The organism is Pseudoalteromonas luteoviolacea CPMOR-1 (assembly GCF_001625685.1).
Lineage (GTDB): Bacteria > Pseudomonadota > Gammaproteobacteria > Enterobacterales > Alteromonadaceae > Pseudoalteromonas > Pseudoalteromonas luteoviolacea_K.
In genome coordinates this window covers 1-20,219 of the sequence record NZ_AUYC01000032.1, presented here as the reverse complement: position 1 = coordinate 20,219, position 20,219 = coordinate 1, and the positions used below count along the sequence as shown (strand labels likewise).

Below are 20,219 nucleotides of genomic sequence, written 5' to 3'. Positions count from 1 at the left end.
CGAGGTCTGGGTAAAGAAAACTAAATACGGTAGGTTAACAACAACGAATTGCCATGTTTAGTCCACTTTACAGGCCTCTGTGATCATCATGATGTAGGACTAATATACACATTGTTACGAATGACAGTCCCTGAAAAGTCAAACGTGAGTTCACCGACCTGTTTAAACCCTAAGCGCTGGTAAAAATGATTAGACGCATTTTCAACCCAAGTATACAACCAGAATTGTGCCCCCCACCGCTGTGATATGGCATCTAAAAGCTGCTTGCCAATACCTTGCCCTTGAAAATGAGTGTGTACATAGAGCTTTTCAACTTCAAAGCCATAGTGTTTATCTTGATATTGTGAAACCAAATTCACCACAGAAAACCCAATAACGGCGGTATCGTTCAAGCAAACCAAAACACCGTATTCGTCGCTCTGTATGAGTGCTTCGAAATACTCATCGGTAAAATGGCTCAATGCAAAATCGGCATAATCATCACGCATGCCGTCCGTCGTATAAGTTGTTAACCATACCTGCAATGCCAATGCCGCTAGACTTCGCGTATCTTGTAATTGTGCTTCTCTAATCATCTCAACTTTATATTTATTTTCGTATTTATATATTTCGTACTATGCACGCTGACTGATGTTCACTGAATAGCGCTCAGCTTTGATTGTTTAATATCACAATCTCTTCTAAAAAGCCGGCATCAGAAACCGTACTATAACTCAACGCATTAGGGCCTGCGTACATAACCAGATCATACTCTTGCTCGTTAGTGCGCAGCGCTGTCTCTAATCTAGCTAAAATGGGTTCACCAATTTTATAACGTTCCCCTCTGAAAACTCTTTTTAGCACATTCAGTTGCGCTAACTCAATTTGCTTTTTCAGCGATGCCTTTGAGAACCTTTCCTCTAAAGGGCGAATACCATGTTTATTCATAAGCCCCGTAAACTGGGTAAAGTAGCTATCGCGCACCCACTGCTGGATTAACCAGTGCAGACCACCCTCCAATAACGAACATCCCATAAGTTAATTTAGTGTCTAGCGCACCGGTGTCATCCGCAAGCTACTCCAATCTACTTTACAGATCACTTTTTTGCGCTCGGACCATAAATTCGGATTGTTCAGAGGATATACGGGATAATAATTGTTCAGCATGCGCATTAGCCAAGTGAAAGACACGCCTTTTCGGTAACGTAATTACCTCAGGAGTGCCTTCAGGTCGGCTTCTGATGGTATGTAGCGCAACTTTATGCGCTCCCAACTCATAAGGAATAACAAAATAATGTTTCTCGTCAACACCCTGCACTTTTGAGGGATAAAATGACGATAACAGGAGAAACCCCACGACAGTATCTTTAAACACAACAAATCGTTCGTTTATCTGTGTGCCAACTTGACCAACCTCTCCAGCTAACGCTTGGAGTTTACTCAGTACTGTTTTTTGCATTTGTCATACATACCTGTATCAACTTAGCATAAATGGTCGCTCAAGTTACTTAAAGCAAATAACTTAGCTCCTTTTTAGACTTTGTTGGCACAAATTCAGTAATTTGATATTCGGCAATACCCGTTTTAAAAAACGGATCTTCATTCAATGTTAGTTCTAGCGCTTCTTTAGAAGAAGACTTTGCTAAAATAACACCTCCCGTACGGGGCTCGATTGGGCCCGACATGAGAAAAATACCATCGTCATAGCAGCGGTCTAAATACTCTTTATGCAGTGGTAAATACTTCTCAACTTCAGATAAGCCAACAAGATAATTAAGCGTGACGATAAACATGGCGTGTTCCTTGTGTTATTGATTAGGCGCACTCTTTGCGCTGCCAAACTGGATAATTTAAAGACAAATTTTAGTACCCATTTTAGCACAATGATAAATGTAACAATCGAAACGCGAACTGTATAGTCTTACTTTACATTTACTTACAACATATGAAGTTTTAGCACTAATGAAATGATTCAAAGTATTGTGCGACAATTTGTCACATACCTAGCTGCAAATTAATTACATATAATCCAACAATTATCCTCAATATAATAATAATCAAATGCTAAAACAGTTGATAACTTGGCATAGAAGAATTGCACTATTTTGTTTCATTCCCTTTGTTATTTGGGCTCTATCAGGCTTATTGCACCCAGCGATGTCGCACTTTGCAAAAGCGCCATTTATTCAATCCAGTCCGGTCAAAATAAATAAAAGTGATTTAAAAAGTTACACCGAGCTACAAGTTACACTAACGCAACAGGGAATTTCTGAATTCAGTCATGCAAGTTTAGTGGAGTACCATGGCGACCTCTTTTATCAAGTGATGGAACAGTCGCTCAATCATCTTGATGTACATTATCTGCCGCTGAGCGAGTCACAACTACACCTGACAGACATTGATTATGCTCAGTACCTCGCCAAAAGGTGGAGTAAACAGAATATCCTCGACGCCCAGCTCATCACACAATTTAGTGCGGCTTATCCTGAAATAAATAGAGTATTACCCGTTTACCGCATACAACTGGATAATGGCAATCACATGTATATCGATACGCTTGCAAAGCGGATCACAGCCCATAACACCCCTCTGAGAGATACCCTTTCATATTGGTTTAAACAACTTCATACTTGGCAATTCGCTGGCGATAGACATAGCCCATGGCGAATTGTACCAATGCTCATGATAAGTACCGCACTATTGGTGATGGCTACCCTAGGTTTAATCGCATACAGTGTGCTCTGGCCAAGGATAAAATCAAATCAGCAGTCGATTAGGTCATTTCATAGAGGGACGGGACTCATATTGAGCTTTTGTCTACTGGGGTTTTCAAGCAGCAGCACACATATCTTGATCGACAAATTATTTGTGCAAGAGTTTAGAACACTACAACCCAATAACCAAATGGCCACTTTGGATATTCACCACGACCCTGTACAGGCCCTGCTCAGTGCGCAAGGAGATAACTTTCAAGTAGTCAATATCAATGGGCAGATCGTCAGTCAAATCGTGTCTTTTGAAAAGCGAGCAATGCATTTTTCATATTGGGACACCCAGCAAACCACCTATGACAACAACAGCTTTGTTCAATCTATACTACTTGAGCAACTTGAAATTTCAGGTCTCCTTAATCACAGCGAAAAAATTGATAAATTCGGACCAACTTACGGATTCATCAACAAACGTTTGCCTGTACAGCAACTGAGTTTTGAACATTCACCAGAAGTACTTTACAGCGTAGAGCTTCATACTGGCTATATTGCTGCGGTTGATGATCGTTGGCAAAAAGCACGCAGTTGGCACTTTGGATACCTGCATAAATACCACTTTTTAAACCCCCTAGGTAAGGGCTTGCGTGATAGTATCATCACAGCGATCTGCCTTGGTCTCGTTTTAGTTGCTTTAACAGGTACTTGTATGTACTTTTCAAAACTACTTCGCCAGCGTCGTGCGAAACTGCAACGTAACTTAAAAAATAACGAATTATTAGAAAATAACTAAGGAACAAGCATAATGAAATCTGGCTTTTCTTATTCCCTCATTGCCATTGCACTTTTGCAGGCTGACGTGGTTTGGGCGCAACAACAAAATGATGATATTGAAAAAATCATTGTCACAGCCAGTAGGACTGTAAAAGCCAATACTGACTTAGCGCTCAGCGCTGGCAGTGTATCAACCGAAGTGATAAGAAATGATAACGCGCAACATGTGTCAGAATCACTCGAAACCATTTCAGGCGTTTTACTCAATCAACTGTCCGGTGGACAAGGCCACAATGCCGCGATCCGTATGCCGATAAATTTTGGGGGGTATACGCTATATTTACAAGATAATGTGCCTTTACAATCAGCCGCTTTTTATAACCATAATGCCCTTTGGTGGGCAAGTACTAACTCCTCCGTTTCTCGTTTAGAAGTCATTAAAGGGGCTGGAACCAGTCTATATGGTTCTGGCGCAGTTGCTGCAACCGTCAATGTCATTTCAGCTCCGATAGACGAAGATAGCCGAGAGTTCGGTATCACATTAGGTGAAAGTAGCTATCAAAGAGTGAACGGTAGTACGACATACAACATTTCAGACTCAAACGGTATTCGAGTGAGTGCCGCCTACTTAAATAATGAAGGGTGGAGAGATCACAGCAGTGTCGAGAAGTCAGAGCTCAATGTGTTGCATGAACTACAAATTGACGACAAACAAAGCTTAAAAACAAGCTTGATTGCATCTACATTAGATCAGCAAATGCTAAACACATTAAGTGAAGAAGCATTTTTACAAGATCCGACACAATCTGGCCTGCAACCAGCAGTACTCGCCATTGATCCTCGCAGAAAAACGGACTACCTGAGAGTTAGCTCAGAATATGTATATGATGATAACGACCTTTATGCCTCAGTGATCCCCTATTTTCGTTATCGCACGAATGATTATATAGCAACTTGGCAGCCAAGCATGCCAAATATTGAATCCAGCGTCAGAAGCATTGGCCTATTAGCCTTAACCAACTTTAGACACAGCGTAGATTTTGAAACCACATTTGGTATAGATTTAGAGCGCTCAGAAGGGGATGACTTTTCATACCAACCAACTACAGTAACAACGACTGGCTGGGGGGCTGCCACCTACCCTCAAGGCCATATATTTTACAAAGACTCAACAACCTTCACTGGGATCTCGCCTTACATTCAGCATACAGGCCAATTAACAGAACAATTAAACTATGCACTAGGCCTAAGGTACGATCATAATAAGTATCAGTTTGATAACACACTGCCCACTTATGATAACGACGGGTTTGGCAACCGCTCTATTGCAAGCCGAGAAGATACTTTCAAACACTTGAGTCCAAAAGCCAGCTTAAATTACAGATTAGACGCGCAATCTAGCATTTATGCACGCTATGCAAATGCAATTCGCATCCCGACAGCGTCAGAGCTCTATCACCTTAAATCCAAGGAAACAAGCTCACAACTAGGTTCAATCAGTGAAGAAACATCCGATACCTATGAGATGGGATACAAAGCCAACTTTGAAAATCTTTCTATTGAGCTCGCATACTATGTAATGGACGTTAAAGAAGCCATTGTCACTGCGACTGATGGATATGGCGCTAGTTTCCGAGTTAATGCTTCTGAAGTTCGACATCAAGGCTTTGAGTTTGGCACTACCTATACATTTTCTCCAACATGGTCCTTAGCGCTGGCTTATAGTCAATCAGACCATGAGTTTGTGCATTATATTAAAGGCAATAACTTCGTTAAAAACGAAGAAGATGATTTATCCAATAACAGTCTAGTTATGGCACCGGAATATGTTGCTAACCTCCGCTTAAATTACGACAGCCAATATATTGCTGGGTTAAATATCACTGCTGAAATAAAGAGCATTGGAGATTATTGGATGGACTCTGAAAACTCTCGTCAACATAGCGGTTATACCATTGCAAATTTAAAAGCAAATTATCAAGTGACTGATACACTAAAATTGCATGCTAGGATAGCCAATATCACAGATAAAACATATGCTCTACAAGCTGAAATTAGATTTAACAAAGAGCGTATTCAACCTGGCGCCCCCCGTATGGCTTATGTTGGATTGAGTTATACATTTTAGTGATACATCTCAATGTAGATTAATACTGTAAAAGGGGTTCCAAAAAATTGGACCCCTTTTTAAAAACAGCCTGATTGAGTATATAAATATTATCCCCTAGCTTTCTCCTATTATACTTATTTATATTAAAATACGCTTATAAAACACTCTATATCAACAACTCTCAATAGCGGCCCAAAAGTCATTTCCAGCTTCTAAAACCGACTAAATTTCAAGAACATTTAATATAAAATTAGATAAAATTAAAAAACTAATAAAAGCACCCATAATTAGCTAAATGTATATTCAAAAAAATCTACTAAATGATATATTACTGCCTTTATAGAACTGAAAAAAATCATAAATAAAAATGCTTAAAATGTTCAAAAAAGAGACATCAAGGATATAAGATGACATTGAGTAACTTAAGGACAAAACGTAAAGTGTTAGCTTGCCTAGCACTTAGTACACTATTAAGTGCTTGCGGCGGCTCTGACAATAGCACTAAGAGCTTAGAAGATAATAATTCGGGCTCTCAATTAACAGACGAAAGCAGTACTTCAAATAGTAACAGCACAGACAACAACCAGAACGCTTCCGACAATAGCAATCAATCACCTCAATTAAATATCACTGGCAGCACAAAAGTTTTAGAACAAGTGCCCATCACGTTGCAAGCAAACGCAACAGATACTGATGGTGAGATAAGCCATTATAGTTGGCGTTATGACGAGGAATTATTCACAGCACAAGACAAGCATGCTTCGACGTTAACCATAACCAGTAAGAACATTCTAGCGCACGTAGACACTGAAATCTCACTGACAGTTACAGACAACCATGGTGCTCAAACAACCGCATCGCATCATTTGACTGTAGAAGCTTTGGCTAATTTAGCGCCCTCTCTCGATATCATTGGCCCTGAATCAGTCTTTGAAGAAACAGCATTTTCGCTCACCGCTGACGCGCTTGACACCGATGGACAGATCACCTCGATACACTGGGAGCATAACTCAGCACTAGCTCTGAGCCTAGATGGCACTGATTCTTCAATACTCACCATAACAACACCTAATATATCTGAAAATCAGACCATTACTTTTACCGCTTCTGCACAAGACAATCAGGGCGCAACGAACTCCACTAGCCACACAGTGACTATCAAAGCATTAGACAATGTTGGCGCAGATGTGTCCATTAATGGTCCTGACAGCATCGAAGAAAAGCAAAGCTTTGTCCTGCAAGGTACAGTACGAAGTCTTGATGACAGAGAAATACAAAGCTATCAATGGTTTTACTCAGGCGAGCTTGCATTAACCTTAGATGGGACCCACACGCAAACCCTAACTGTGAACTCGCCAGATATTCAAGAGAATACGCGTGTTACTTTTAAACTTGAAGCTACCGATGACCAAGGGCTCAGCTCCAGTACCACTCACACCGTCGAAATTAGTGCCATCACTCAGCAATTAACGCTTACTGGTAAAGTGACAGATCAACCGATTGCTTATGCGAATGTAGAGCTCACATTTGATGGGCAAACCTTTACGACACAAGCTGATGAAACGGGTGCATATCAGCTGGACATCGTGTATGACGAGTCACAGTCAGCCGAGCTTGCCAAACTCAGAGCAACCGGCTCTCATGCGCAGAACAATGCCCATGTTGAGTTTATCTCTCAGCTTGGCGATTTAGCGCATCTCACGCAAAAAGCAGGTGAAGATAAGCAACTAGATGCCAATGAGGAGTTTGGTGTGAATGTGACCAATATAACCACCTCTGAATTTGCATTAATTAAAAGGCAGGTAAACCAGCTAAAAACAGCCGGTGAGCTGGAAAAAGCCCGAAAAAGTGTCGAACCTGCTGAGAAAATGCGTTTAGCTAAGCTGATAAAAGCCATCGTCGATCACAATGTCACATTGCCTTCAAACGTTAAAAATACCCTTGAATTAGTACAAGATGAAGATACCGCTGATAGCGCAATAGCACAATTGGAAGAAGAGCAAGCCGAGTTGCTGGCGAAAATCCAAACGGCTATCGAGCAAGATAGTGACTTAGTGCAAGCAGCAACAACCATAGCTGCAGGAGACTACTACCTCTCTGAAGCGCGATTTTTTAACGGTGTCGGCTTGGCTTTAAAATTAGAAGCCGACGGCACGGGTTTTGTTGCAAATACCAACGACAGTGATTTTACTTGGCAAAAAGTAAACAACACCATCAATATTGTATTCAATACGCCAACACAACTCACCGGAGTCAACTTAGATTTATTTGGACTTAGTCTGAACATCATAGAAAGCCAGAATAATGCGCATACTGTAGAGACAGTACTGCTTTCAAATAATGCCGAGCAAGGACCCGCTCCTTTTATCGCTAAGCTGGCAAATAAAAGTGCATTTATTCAGCCAGAACGAGACAACTTCAAAGGTGAATGGTCATTACAACTTTCACAAAGTGACTCCCCATTAAAGTCACTACGATTGAATTTTATCAATGACAGCCAAGTTGAGCTCAATAACGGTACTGAGACAATGACTGCTAGCTGGGGTTTAATCGACAACGGCCAAACAATACAAATAAAGCACCCACAACGTACATTAACTCTAAATATTGTCAGAGAGTTCAAGTTAGGCTTACAAGTACTAGTAAACAATGGCAAAGTACTATCAGGCGTGATGGTGCGCCATCAAAATATTGACTTTGATGATATTAACCACGCAAAAACATGGACACCTTTTAAAACAAAAGGCGACAAACAAGCTTTTGTAGTAGACGAAGAGAACAACTTTCATTTTAACTGGCAGCATAATGTCAAGGTTGAAAATCAACAGGGCAAGTTAACACGAAATCACTACCAATTCTCTGAGCAAGACCGAGCATTTTGTGATGTTGCGCTAGCACAATGTAAAATCACCAAGAGCCAAACATACGAGTTAATCGCATCATCTGGTAACTTAATTGCGATTCAACACACCGCTTTTGAGCATACAAGTGATTCTGTGGTTCAAGTTGCGCGCTCTGTGCATATTTACAAGCTCACTAATAAGCCAATTAATAAACCTAAGCAGTTTGATGAAACCTTTTTCAGCAACACAACCGCCCCTCATTTATTTGTAGGCGCAGTTGAATTATCTGCAAAAAGATACTCTACGGCTGTTACACTAAAACAAATAGAAAATTGTCCTCCACAAACACAAAATGATTGCCGTCCTAAAATACAATATGATGACGAGACTTATTGGGCTGAACTCGCTGATGGCCATCTTAAATTAACCAACACAGTTAGTAATGCGGTTGTATATCTCACTATTGGTCAGGCAAACCAAGAAGGCTTTTCTATCTGTGTCAATAATTTTGACTGCGGCCCTCGCAGTGGTCGTCAGTTCAAATTTGAATGGCCTCATTTAAATATAAATATCAAGCAAACCGGCCAAGGTTCTGTAGTCCCCACGGTGACTGCGTTTAAGTATGGTAAGGACTTTGAGCTTGTGTTAACACCAGAGGAAAATAATGAGCTCATCTACGTGCGTGGCTGTGATGGTGAGCTTATTGATGAAGGGCTAAACACATCAATATTCAAAATCACCAACCCAGTCGAAGACTGTGAAATAGAGGTAGACTTTTCTCCCCGTCCTCTTCACCTAGGTGAAACCACAGTGATGATGGACAGTACAGACCAATTTAACGTTCCTCTACACTTTATTTTTAATATTAATAAAGATGGACAAGGCACTTTTGAACCTGAGCTAAGACTAACCAGATTTTCAACAGTTCCTAAGTTCACGATAAAGAAACATTCTGAGACCGAATACGTAGCCACGTTCGAAAATACTTCACCTAGCATCCCAATCAATAGGCCGGTTACACGTGAAGATAGGCCTAAAAACATTGAGGTAACAGGCTTTAAGCTTCTTTACGAAGGAGAGCAACTATCCATATCTTGGGCACAATACGATGTCCGTAAGGGATCTCAATACCTAGAACCGATAAATGTCACCGCGACAAAGCAAATTACACCAACCCAATTAGGTGACAATATTGTGGGTAACTGGGCTTTGTCATTGGGTCACTACATCGAATCCAAATCATTTAATGAGCAAAATACCGTCTCGCTCACGTTTAACCAAGATGGAACTGGCAGCCTCAACATGGGCAGATACATGCCTCAACACTTAGAGGATAAAGCGTTCCCATTCAATTGGGCAATGACCCCAGAGGGCTTAGTTGAATTGACCGCTAATAACAATACAGATTATGCGCAGTTGAGAGTGGTCTCTGAGCACAACGGTGTCCATGTGTTATCTATAGAACAGTCTTCAATTGCATTGGACGATCGACAATATTTCGACTGGCTCAGAGTTGGAATTGGTGCGTTTATTAAAAAAGCAGACACACCATTTAGCTTCGCGGATATTGCTGGTAACTTATCAGACGACTGGGGGAGTTTCACCCTCTATGATAATGGTATCGCAAGAAGGGCAGATTTAAATGGGGCCGAAATAACCACATTAGAGAATAACAGATTGTCTGTTAGAGCATACAGAAGCCTTGGCTTTGATCCAACTTGCACTGCAACATCTGCACACTGCACATTAGGCTTTGAGAGAGATTATGAATTAATTGCACAAAACGGTCAGCAGTTTTACGTTTATCGATATGTCAATGATACAAGGCACCTTTCTATATTAAATACTGATAATACACCATCAAAAATTAACCACCTGTCAATTATGAAGGCAGAACGTTACTTTATAAGCGCGTTAAAGTTATACGAACGAACAGAGCATGGCATAGATATTTGGGAGCTTGGGTCAATCGAATATATACATGATGGCGTTAAAGGCTCAAAGAGTGCTTATATCCGCAACCGCGAAGTAATGTATTCATTTAGCTATTTGGACATGATTAAAGTGTCTACCGGGGAGCCAGTCAATTTTTTTCCTATCGAGAGTAACTCAAATGGTATTTGGTTTTGTGAATACCCCAGAGGTGGCGAGTGTAGTGAACAAAACAAACGCTTTTTAGAATACACCGTACCTGCACACCCTATCACAATCAATGTAGATGGCCCTGGCACTGTGACGTCAAATTTACAAAACGGTACCATCTTGCATGAGCGTTACCTAGAGCTAACAGTATCTGCAAAGGAAAGTGGCTTTTATGTTAGTAGTATCGAAGGCTGTGGGCTCAAATATCGAGAGCATAATGCGCGCTATTTGACATATGGAGCCAGAGACATCAAGAAATCGTGTGAAGTCAATATAAAAGTTGAGAAAATACCCGACTCTATCGCGGATAAAATCGGCGTAACTGATCCTGCATTAAAAGCCTGTATCGATAACTATAAACATTATAACCCTAACGTTCTTCTATATGGCAAAGCGTTAAAATGTATAGGCAATGATGAGCATAATACAGTCACCGACCTAAGCGGCCTAAGTAACTTTATTAACCTATCGGCACTGCAATTTAATTCAATGGCAGTAGCGCTGGATAACAAGGCGATTTCAGAGTTAAGTAAGCTTTATTGGCTGCAATCTCTGTCAATACAGAGCTCACTTACAACCGATGTGGATATGAGTTCATTACAAAGACTCAGATATCTTTATCTTCGGGGTCAAAACACGCCTAACCTAACGCTCACGCCAGCGCCTAATTTAGGACATGTAGGAATTGAGAGTAGTGTACTAGAAAACTTTGTGTTGTCTGATGCTGCAAAGCTTAAGAGCTTGTCTATAACGAGTGATAAGTTAAAAGCCATTGACCTTTCTCAAGCACAAGGTTTACAAACATTAAGATTAAAGCAGAGCATAATCGATACCCTTGATCTGACGCATAACACAAGTCTAATAGACGTCGATATTTCTCAAAGTGGGATTGCACAAATCTCAGGTGTGACCCCAAGTCATGCACTTGCTGACTTAGATGCACGATTATCAAAACTGACAAGCTTAGACTTATCTCAATATGCTCAGCTACAAGTGCTTAATATAGCGCAAAACCAGTTTACGACATTGGATATTACCAAGGCAGAAAAACTTAAAAAGTTACTCATTAACAATAATCCTATGACATCTCTGGTCACTACACAGGGCAGCCAACTAGAAATGCTCAATATTGACGACACTCAAATCGACACACTTAATACTTCGCATTTACTAAACCTGCGCACTTTGAGTGCGGATAATACTAAGTTAAAGGAACTCCAACTTACAGGTTTACGAAAGTTAACTTTGCTAAGTGCATCGGATAACACCCTTACTGAACTGGACTTGTCTGACGCTGAGAAGTTATGGAGCGTTTATTTTAAGAATAATACGCTGCAATCGATTATTCCTGGGCCAAATACAGACATCACTATGTATTTGGAAGGCACACAAGTCAGTCAAGAGGCACAAGCAGTCATAGATCAACAAGGGTATACAATTAGAAATTAATCTATTTTTAAACTCTAAAAGCCGCTAGCAAGCGGCTTTTTTTATGATTGAAGAGACAAACCGGTTCATTCCAGTACACACTTACTAAGTACCATTGAGAAGTTAATTATTTACACTTCAACTTTTCACTCTAAATAATGATAGGCTTTCAGTTACAACGACAGCGCTCAACAAGCAATAATTTTATCTCTTTGTATTGCTGTTCAAACTCTGTTTTTCATGAAATACCTAACACTAAACCTTACTTAACGCACAATTAATGTCTTTGCACATATAAAGCGTTCTCAGCTGTAGCAGATAAGATAGGTTGTTGCTTTATATTTGCTTTATATTCAATTTCTAATTCGAGCTTAAAGGCACGTTTGGAACAGATAAAAAACATGATGCGTGCCTCTTTAAAAACAACGGAAACGTTGATATTGATTTATTTTTGCCCATAGTCCAAACCATTTACTATGCTTCAACACACCGCCGCCAAATGCTAAAATTTGTGTGTATAACACAGGGGGAGTAACAATGAATAAACAAAAACTCACCTTAGCACTGCTGACTTTTACGATACTAATGGGGTGCGAGTCCTCTCCTCCTCCAGTTACAGAACTGCCTGCTGACAATGGCTCACCAGAGGCGGTGACGCCAGCAGAAATGGCACCAGAAATAGTGACGGCTCAAGAACAAAATGACATCACAACAAGCTCCCCTCCCGTTGAAATCAGTTGCGAACCTCTGAAATATCACTGTCACTCACAGCGCAAAGCACCCGCGCTCAGTAATGAAACCGACGAGAATTTATCCGCCGCATTAAATATCGCAGACCGAGGTTTTGCGATATCCGCTGCTAGAAGGTTGGAAAGCGTTAAAGCTAAAAATGATTATGAGCAGGCTATACTGCATTACCATTTAGCCAATCTAAATACGGAAATAATGGGTAAAAACGCTGTCGCTCTAGACTACATTTTAAAAGCGATAGACAGTGGCAATTTACCTGCTGAAGAATACAAATCAGCACTTTACCTTGAAATTATGCTTCTAGTTGAACTAGGTTGGTTCGACATGAGCGAGGAAAAAGCATTACAGTATTTCGCTTATATCAATGAGCCATTTGATATGGATATCTTCGAGTTGTTTGAACAAATCGCTCAACAGAAACGAGACCAAAAGCGTCACGACTTGTTACTCGAAATTCAAACCATGTTTGATGAGCAAGAGCAACGACAAGCTGCCCAAGAAATACTGGATGAAATACAATCACGAGTAAACAAACACCGTTTAACCCATTCACAGGTTGAGTTGCAAATTAACAAAACTCGCAAACTCAAAGACAACTCAACATGCCGGGTAATGACCTACCAATGTCATAGCCAGCGTGCACAAAAGTCACCATCAGGCCCAGTTCAAAAAGCGCTTAAAAAGGCGAAAAAACTGCTCAAAGACAATAGTCTTATGGAAGCAAAAAACCTACTTGAGTCCATCAAGCCCAGCTCTGACTTTGACGCCGCTATGGTTAATCGACGATTAGCTTATTTGTATAGTGATGCCAAACTACATGAATTGTCTATAAACCACGCCAGAACAGCGTTAAGCGGTTACATTCTCAATGCAGAAGACCATCGATATTTAATGAGACTGGAAATAATTGATCTTTACTATTTAGGTGAATTCGAGCAGGCCAAGCAAAAACTTGAACAACATCTGAATTACGACGAATCAACCTCAGACACATACATGGAAGGCTTATTGCTGAGAATCGCCAAGCTACAAAATAATCGTCAATTTTTCAGAGCGTTACAGAATAAGGCGCTTCAAAGTCCTGAAAGAGCGGAACTATTATATATGTATCAAGCATTTTCGCATTTTGGAGACATTCAAGAAAGAACACAAACCACGCAGATACCTAATGACAATAAGCCAAAAGTTATCTACCAAAAAGAATATGCATATCCAATGGAAGCTGCCAAAGAAGGCATTACGGGAAGCATCATATTGAAATTTGACTTAAACACTCAGGGTGAGCCTATCAATATCAGAGTAATGAATGCCACTCCGAAAGGCTATTTTGAAGAAGCGGGGATCAAGGCACTGGAACAATGGCGCTATAAAGTTGAACTCGATGATGCTGGTAACGTCATAGAAGGGAACGATCTAGAAGTGCATTTCACATGGAATATAGGCCACAGTCAATAAACGTCACTCTCGTTTTGAAGTATCACAATAATAGGTGATAAGCACAAAAGTGAAAAAGCCCCAGCAATGAAGTAACCCCACAAATGCTAGGTTTTTTTTCGAGTACTTTGTGCTTACTTGCTCCTGAAATCTTCACTTCTTTAACAATATCTATCTGATGTCTTCTAACAATTGATTTAACCATGTTGGTGCAGATTTTAAGCTCAGTAAGTACACTTGCTCGCTGTACGCTAGGTTATCTGGGCAAGTTGGTAATGCGGTCAACTGCCATTCCCTAACAATGTAATCAGGTAAATAGGCTAATGCCAAGCCACTTTTCACAAGCTGGCTGAGTACAGCATAATCATTAACGACCCATTTTATATGCCTAGCTAGTTTTGGTGCCAGCCAACCATCACATCCGACACCTCTTTGCTCTCCGCAAAATGGCGAAGTATCTGGCGCGGCAAAGGGGAACTTGATTAATTCCGTTAAACTGATTTTTTTGTGTTGCCGTAAAGGGTGATTATGCCCCATTGCAATCTGCATCGTTAACTTACCAAGCTGTGTTAAATGAACGTCATGTGGCAGTTCTTTAATTACCTCACCCGTTACTATTGCCAAGTCCACTTCACCGGCGAGCAATTTATTGACTGCACCAGACTCATATTGTGTATCAAACACTAATGAGAGATGCTTAGTATGCTGGGTTTGGCGCGCTAACACACTCGCCCATTTGAATTGTAAAATACTGGACGCCGCTACAACACAGCTTATCTCCCTACTCCTTTGTTTCAAATGACTTTTTGTATCATCAGCCAAATTTACCAATGCCGCAGCTCTTGGTTGCAACGTCAAACCCTGTTCGTTTAAACGCAATGACTTTCCTACTCGGTCAAACAACTTTACCTGTAAAGAGTTTTCTAACCGTTTGAGAGATTTTGACAACGCACTGGGTGAAGTATTTAGGATCTGAGCCGCTTTTTGCAGGCTTTGTTGCTGCGCGATAACTAAAAACTTGCGTAGATCTGCTATTTCCATTTTGGAATTTATAACCACAACTTAGAAACGATTTAGAACTTAAAATAGCATACTCTAGACTCACTCAAACATTTTTAAATGAATGGCTTCCAATGAAACACGCTTTTATTTGCTTATTACTTATTTGCTTTTGTGGGTCTCTTCGTGCGCATGACCACTCAATAGGCATACATGGCATGGCTTTATTTGCAATTAATGACCGCATATACGCTTCTCATCTCCCTATGCCAAATGGGAAGCATGCCGTACAATGTATTTTTGAGACACAACTACCAAGTCAATTTAAAGCGCTTTTGATGCCCCTTTTAAAGACAAAGCAACTGGTCACTATCCAACCACAAAAGTTCTCTTTAAATAAACTTAGATCAGGTGAGCTTACTCAATTTTCAGGAGATATATTTATTGGCCACTTTGAGCGTTCAGGTCAAATAAAGTACACTAATGTTAAATTCAAAGTGCAAAATATTCTGTTAAATAAACCTGTACGTCCAGTTCAACATAACGGACAGTTTTATGCGTTGGGACTCGGTCGAAACACCTGTTTACTAGTACATAAAATTGGTCAATCTCCGAGTTTTGACCAAATAATAACGGCTCATTGTGACTATCATGCTGGGGATATAACAGAGCTGATCAGCTCAAAAAACGGGCCTGTCACAGAATTTGAATGGACTGACATTGTTGGTGCACAAACTCTATACATAGAAACCAAAGATTTTAAATAAGGACACATTATGCCTTCCATTGAAGTACTCGTCGCCTTTTCCGTTGTCTGCTTTTTACTCAGTATTACCCCAGGCCCTTCTATTTTATATATCATGGCGCGCAGTATTAGTCAGGGGCCAATCGCCGGTGTATCAGCAGCAAGTGGCATGGCAATAGGTTCCTTTGTCTATGTAGTTGCAACAGTGTTAGGGTTAGCAACCATCTTTAAATACTCCCCTATCGCTTACACGGGATTAAAAATTGCTGGTGCTATATACTTGATATATTTAGGTTGGCAGTATTTTAAGCCAGCCGAACAAACAGCTGATAACCCTTCAATGAGCAAGAAAAATAACTTTGCTATTATGAAGCAAAGCCTAGTTGTAGAACTTACCAATCCCAAAACAGCCTTATTCTTTTTAGCTTTCTTACCCCAATTTGTTAATAGTGAAGACACACAAGTATCAACGCAACTACTGGTACTGGGTGTGATATACTCGCTCATCACCTTATGCTGTGATATTTCAATCGCACTACTTTCGGGTAAGCTTGGTAGCTGGCTTAATAAAAACAATCACTCAAACCACTGGCAGGACAAATTAGCTGGCAGCGTGATGTTTATATTAGCGGGCGTGATTGGCTATGAAAGCATTAAATAGATATATGATAAGCAGGCTTTAGTTACTGTGCATTATTTAATAATCAGCTTATGCTTTGGGTGTCAAATAAAACAATGATTGGCACTCTGCGCCCCCTATCACTATTATCATAAACACATAGAGGCAGTAACAACTGCCCCATACGCACGATAAGCAACTGATTATTTTGTCACATTTTATAGGACATTTTCTAAAAATTCCGTTGGATAAAACTAATGTCCCCAAATCGACCTAATATTAGCGTGTACCTATCAACATGCCTTCTTTGCTAATAAACAACTATGCCTTAATACTCACACCTTCGCTGCTTTGTGTAAGCATAAAACTTTGCCCATGAAGATCTTTCACTATTGCTAGCCTATTTTTAAGAAACTCAGCATTCTTTATATCACCAATGCTTTCACTAAATTCTATCGACTGCTCAATCTGACCAATGTAGTCGGTTTTCACATCCCCCATTTCAGCTTGATGTCCGTCAAGGTGGATACGCCCACCGGGTAAAACCATTGGAACGGCTAAATCTGCAACACCTGACCGAACCATCGCGTTATATTCGTTTGGTGAAATATTATGCATATTAATGGTTTGCTCTACTTCTGGCTTCCTTTCATGACTGCCTGTTACTGATTCAATATTCTGCTGATAGCCGTTTACTCGCGGCTGATTTTGACCACCATAAGGGTTAGTGGCGGCAATGTTTTGCCCCATTCCTTGAATATTCATTGTACACCTCTGTACTTTTATTGATCACATTTCATACTAAGCATTTTTCGATCCACAAATAAAAAATTATTCATTTTACTTTAAATACACTTTATATAAACATAAAACCTAGGCTTTAAATTGCCTTACACTACGTAGATTCAATAACTTAGTACAATCATCATTGAAATCTGCACTTTTCCAAGGAATAAATCAGAAAGAGGAAAATTATGTATAACTTTAAAAAAATCTCCCTAGCCACCACTCTGTTTGCCAGTACTTTAATCGCAGGTCACGCGAATGCAGCAAATATCGAACGTGGCATTGCTGTTGATGTTCCAGAAATAGATTTACAAATATTAGACGGAGAATTTTTAGACAAGTCTCAGCTACAAAACTTTGCTTTGTCGAGAGAAAGTCAATCAGATATCAGCATTCAAGGCCCGGCTAGTGGCATAAGTTATTATGAAGTGTTTGCTGTTGGTTCTAGTAATATGGGCTGGGAATACCCGTCTAGTTCTGATTTCTCAACGACCAAAGACCATGGAGGTAATCAATTATTAGTAGCTGTTATCCAATATGGTTACGGAAACCCAAACAAAGCGACGATGAATGGTTTACAAAAAAGTTACTCAAACAGTGAGTATTTGTGCGGCTCTATGAGTAACTTGCACATTTGTAAAACGGGTGAAACTGTAACTGGCTTCCTGTATTACTTTGACTTCAGTGGGCAGCAAAGTGGTCAATTTAATACTTCATCAAACTCAATTGCTTCACCGTTTGGCCATTGGAGCGATTCAATTTATATCAAATAACATGAGAATGTACTGAAGGGGATCTATATCCCCTCTTTAATACACGCTACCAACGTATTGCAATACAATTAAGACTGATGCCTAACTTAGTTTTTCCCTTGATAAACCATTACCAGTAAATTGATGACAAAAAGAAAGAATCCAACCAGCCCTATCAAAAACTGAGGCCCAGGTTTTTCGAAGAAAAACTCTGAAATAGAAAAGCTAAAAAACAAGGTAAAAAACTGAATTATTGGATAGGTAATTGTAATTTGTATTTTTCGTAAGCACTTAATCTTGACATGTATGCCACTTAAACTAGTGCCATCAAAATGATTAAGCCTTCATAAATAACTGTCTCCTGTATTCAGTTTAACTATTTTACCAAAGTGCTTTTGAGTAAACATCATTACTCTGATTGATATATTTCCATTTAAGGTCATTCACCCAACTAACCTGAATCTGAAATACATACTGTACATAATTTCACAAGCCCCCCTTCTAACATGATTTTACGAAGACATTACTTATCACAACTTCAGCAACTGCCTATACATATGAGGCCTAAGTTGAAATGGGTGTCATCTCTATTTCTATTTCATCTCTATTTCTAAAGCAACATTTTGGTGGCTGACGTTGGTATTTTTTCTTCAAGTTCTTTAATCCACTTGAGATCAGACTAATCCATACTGCCATATTTAGATTTTTACTTATGGTAATTACTCTGTCTAACATTATCCTTATGGCATATATCGTGGGCGGTCATAACATCTAATTCTCCCTCTTTCAAAATTGCAAATATCTGATTTTCTGTGCATCTGGACTTTTTCATATTATTTTCCATATAAAGTTAGTTAAAATGAACACCCTATTTTTAATATTATGAATTTATACAAGGTTCAAAGTGCAAGTTAACACATATTTAAAACACATTTAAAAAAACAAAAGAAAACAAAAAATAAACACATATTAAAATAATTTACACATTTTAGTTTTTTTAATAACATAAGCATAGATTTTAGAGAGTCATTTGAACAATTAAGGCAGGAACCTTATGAAGTTAAAATTAACTAAAAAGCAATACAAACAGCTAAATAAAAATACACAGTCAGTATGTAAAGAGGCAACACCTTTAATAGCTGGAGGATGGGTTTCAACTGTATGTACCGATACAGCTGTTACAAATCGCTGCTATACAATTGAAGAAAGAACCTGTAATACTTGCAATACAGCAATGTGTTAATCTCAGTATTAAGTTATTAAGGGGGAAATTACCCCCTTTTTAGATAAAAATATTAAACGTAGTATCTTTTTTATTAACTAGCTTTTATTCACATTTCTATTTTTATTGCCTAATTAGAATTAAAAGTAACGTACATGTCACTTCGAGTAAATTACGCGAATACAATATAAAAATACACCACGTATAAAAAGAGGTACCTCCCCATAAACTGAAACAGTTCATAAGTAGAATTTCGATCAATATAAGAAGGAAATTATACGGTGCGAAAAAGTAAGTTCACTGAAACACAGACAGTCATCATGATCAACGAAGCTGAATCGGGTGTGCCTGTACCGGAAATATGCCGTAAACATTTTCAAGTAAGGGAACCACTCGATTCAATTTATATTATAAGTTACACTTTCGAATTTATTACTGCATAGAGTACAAACATGCCCACTGAAACATGCGCACATGTCGCTATAAAGTAAAATTTAAACCGCCTTGATATACCATGCTTCCAAAAGATATACGCTAACGGAACTGTTATAAGTGGACTAAACACAAAAACAAGCCCACCCCATAATCCCAGTAACGCCTTTAAATTTATATCACTAGTTAATTCATCCACTAGGTAACTAATACTTATTAACAAGGAAATAACTATGATAATTTCGACAAAAACATTGAAAAAGTTAATTTTATTTCTCACTAAAACTGCCTACTTGGACCCGTCGTTTGGTGAAGAAGATACATGATACATAAAGAGACATGACACCCATCTCTATTTATACCACAACTACACCACAGTATGCTTCAAAGCAGAAACAAACTTCTTCAATCATGCTGAATGTAAATTGACCACCAGATAAAGTGCTCGGCTTTATAATTTGGCTGGAATTTAAAAAATTAAAAATGACACCCATCT

14 protein-coding genes are annotated in these 20,219 nt (G+C 39.4%); 8 read left to right on the top strand and 6 right to left on the bottom strand.

What is annotated here, in order from left to right:
* Positions 1–86 precede the first annotated feature (86 nt).
* The 4 genes from N473_RS13795 to N473_RS13780 form a co-directional block, all read right to left on the bottom strand.
* On the bottom strand, positions 87–575 hold the full coding sequence (locus N473_RS13795) for a GNAT family N-acetyltransferase (RefSeq protein WP_063368419.1): 489 nt from the start codon (positions 573–575) through the stop codon (positions 87–89).
* Between the two features lie 73 nt (positions 576–648).
* Positions 649–927 (bottom strand): hypothetical protein, encoded by a 279-nt coding sequence (locus N473_RS13790; RefSeq protein WP_155735612.1) that lies wholly within the window; start codon positions 925–927, stop codon positions 649–651.
* 142 nt (positions 928–1,069) lie between these two features.
* Positions 1,070–1,438: a hypothetical protein gene (locus N473_RS13785; protein WP_063368417.1), complete on the bottom strand. Its 369-nt coding sequence runs from the start codon at positions 1,436–1,438 to the stop codon at positions 1,070–1,072.
* A gap of 49 nt (positions 1,439–1,487) precedes the next feature.
* Complete coding sequence (locus N473_RS13780) at positions 1,488–1,772, bottom strand: YciI family protein (RefSeq protein ID WP_039607989.1); 285 nt, start codon at positions 1,770–1,772, stop codon at positions 1,488–1,490.
* A gap of 268 nt (positions 1,773–2,040) precedes the next feature.
* Here N473_RS13780 and N473_RS13775 point away from each other — a divergent pair, with 268 nt between their 5' ends.
* From N473_RS13775 to N473_RS13760, 4 genes are all read left to right on the top strand, one after another.
* A complete protein-coding gene (locus N473_RS13775; RefSeq protein ID WP_063368416.1) occupies positions 2,041–3,480 on the top strand; it encodes a PepSY domain-containing protein in 1,440 nt (479 codons plus the stop codon).
* Between the two features lie 12 nt (positions 3,481–3,492).
* Entirely contained in the window at positions 3,493–5,589 is a 2,097-nt protein-coding gene (locus N473_RS13770; protein WP_063368415.1) for a TonB-dependent receptor, read from the top strand.
* Positions 5,590–5,978: 389 nt separating this feature from the next.
* Positions 5,979–12,005, top strand: coding sequence for a carboxypeptidase-like regulatory domain-containing protein (locus N473_RS13765; protein WP_063368414.1), 6,027 nt, complete (start codon positions 5,979–5,981; stop codon positions 12,003–12,005).
* A 516-nt stretch (positions 12,006–12,521) separates the two neighbouring features.
* Positions 12,522–14,189, top strand: a complete 1,668-nt coding sequence (locus N473_RS13760; protein WP_063368413.1) for an energy transducer TonB — start codon at positions 12,522–12,524, stop codon at positions 14,187–14,189.
* Between the two features lie 150 nt (positions 14,190–14,339).
* Here the strand turns inward: N473_RS13760 and N473_RS13755 are convergent, their stop codons facing one another.
* A complete protein-coding gene (locus N473_RS13755) occupies positions 14,340–15,209 on the bottom strand; it encodes a LysR family transcriptional regulator (protein WP_063368412.1) in 870 nt (289 codons plus the stop codon).
* A gap of 176 nt (positions 15,210–15,385) precedes the next feature.
* Here N473_RS13755 and N473_RS13750 point away from each other — a divergent pair, with 176 nt between their 5' ends.
* Positions 15,386–15,934 (top strand): hypothetical protein, encoded by a 549-nt coding sequence (locus N473_RS13750; RefSeq protein ID WP_063368411.1) that lies wholly within the window; start codon positions 15,386–15,388, stop codon positions 15,932–15,934.
* A 9-nt stretch (positions 15,935–15,943) separates the two neighbouring features.
* Positions 15,944–16,573: a LysE family translocator gene (locus tag N473_RS13745; protein ID WP_063368410.1), complete on the top strand. Its 630-nt coding sequence runs from the start codon at positions 15,944–15,946 to the stop codon at positions 16,571–16,573.
* A gap of 279 nt (positions 16,574–16,852) precedes the next feature.
* Here N473_RS13745 and N473_RS13740 read toward each other — a convergent pair whose 3' ends face one another.
* Complete coding sequence (locus N473_RS13740; protein ID WP_063368409.1) at positions 16,853–17,296, bottom strand: hypothetical protein; 444 nt, start codon at positions 17,294–17,296, stop codon at positions 16,853–16,855.
* 209 nt (positions 17,297–17,505) lie between these two features.
* Here N473_RS13740 and N473_RS13735 point away from each other — a divergent pair, with 209 nt between their 5' ends.
* On the top strand, positions 17,506–18,090 hold the full coding sequence (locus N473_RS13735) for a DUF4879 domain-containing protein (RefSeq protein WP_081221175.1): 585 nt from the start codon (positions 17,506–17,508) through the stop codon (positions 18,088–18,090).
* A gap of 1,033 nt (positions 18,091–19,123) precedes the next feature.
* Entirely contained in the window at positions 19,124–19,312 is a 189-nt protein-coding gene (locus N473_RS26240; RefSeq protein WP_155735611.1) for a hypothetical protein, read from the top strand.
* Positions 19,313–20,219 lie beyond the last annotated feature (907 nt).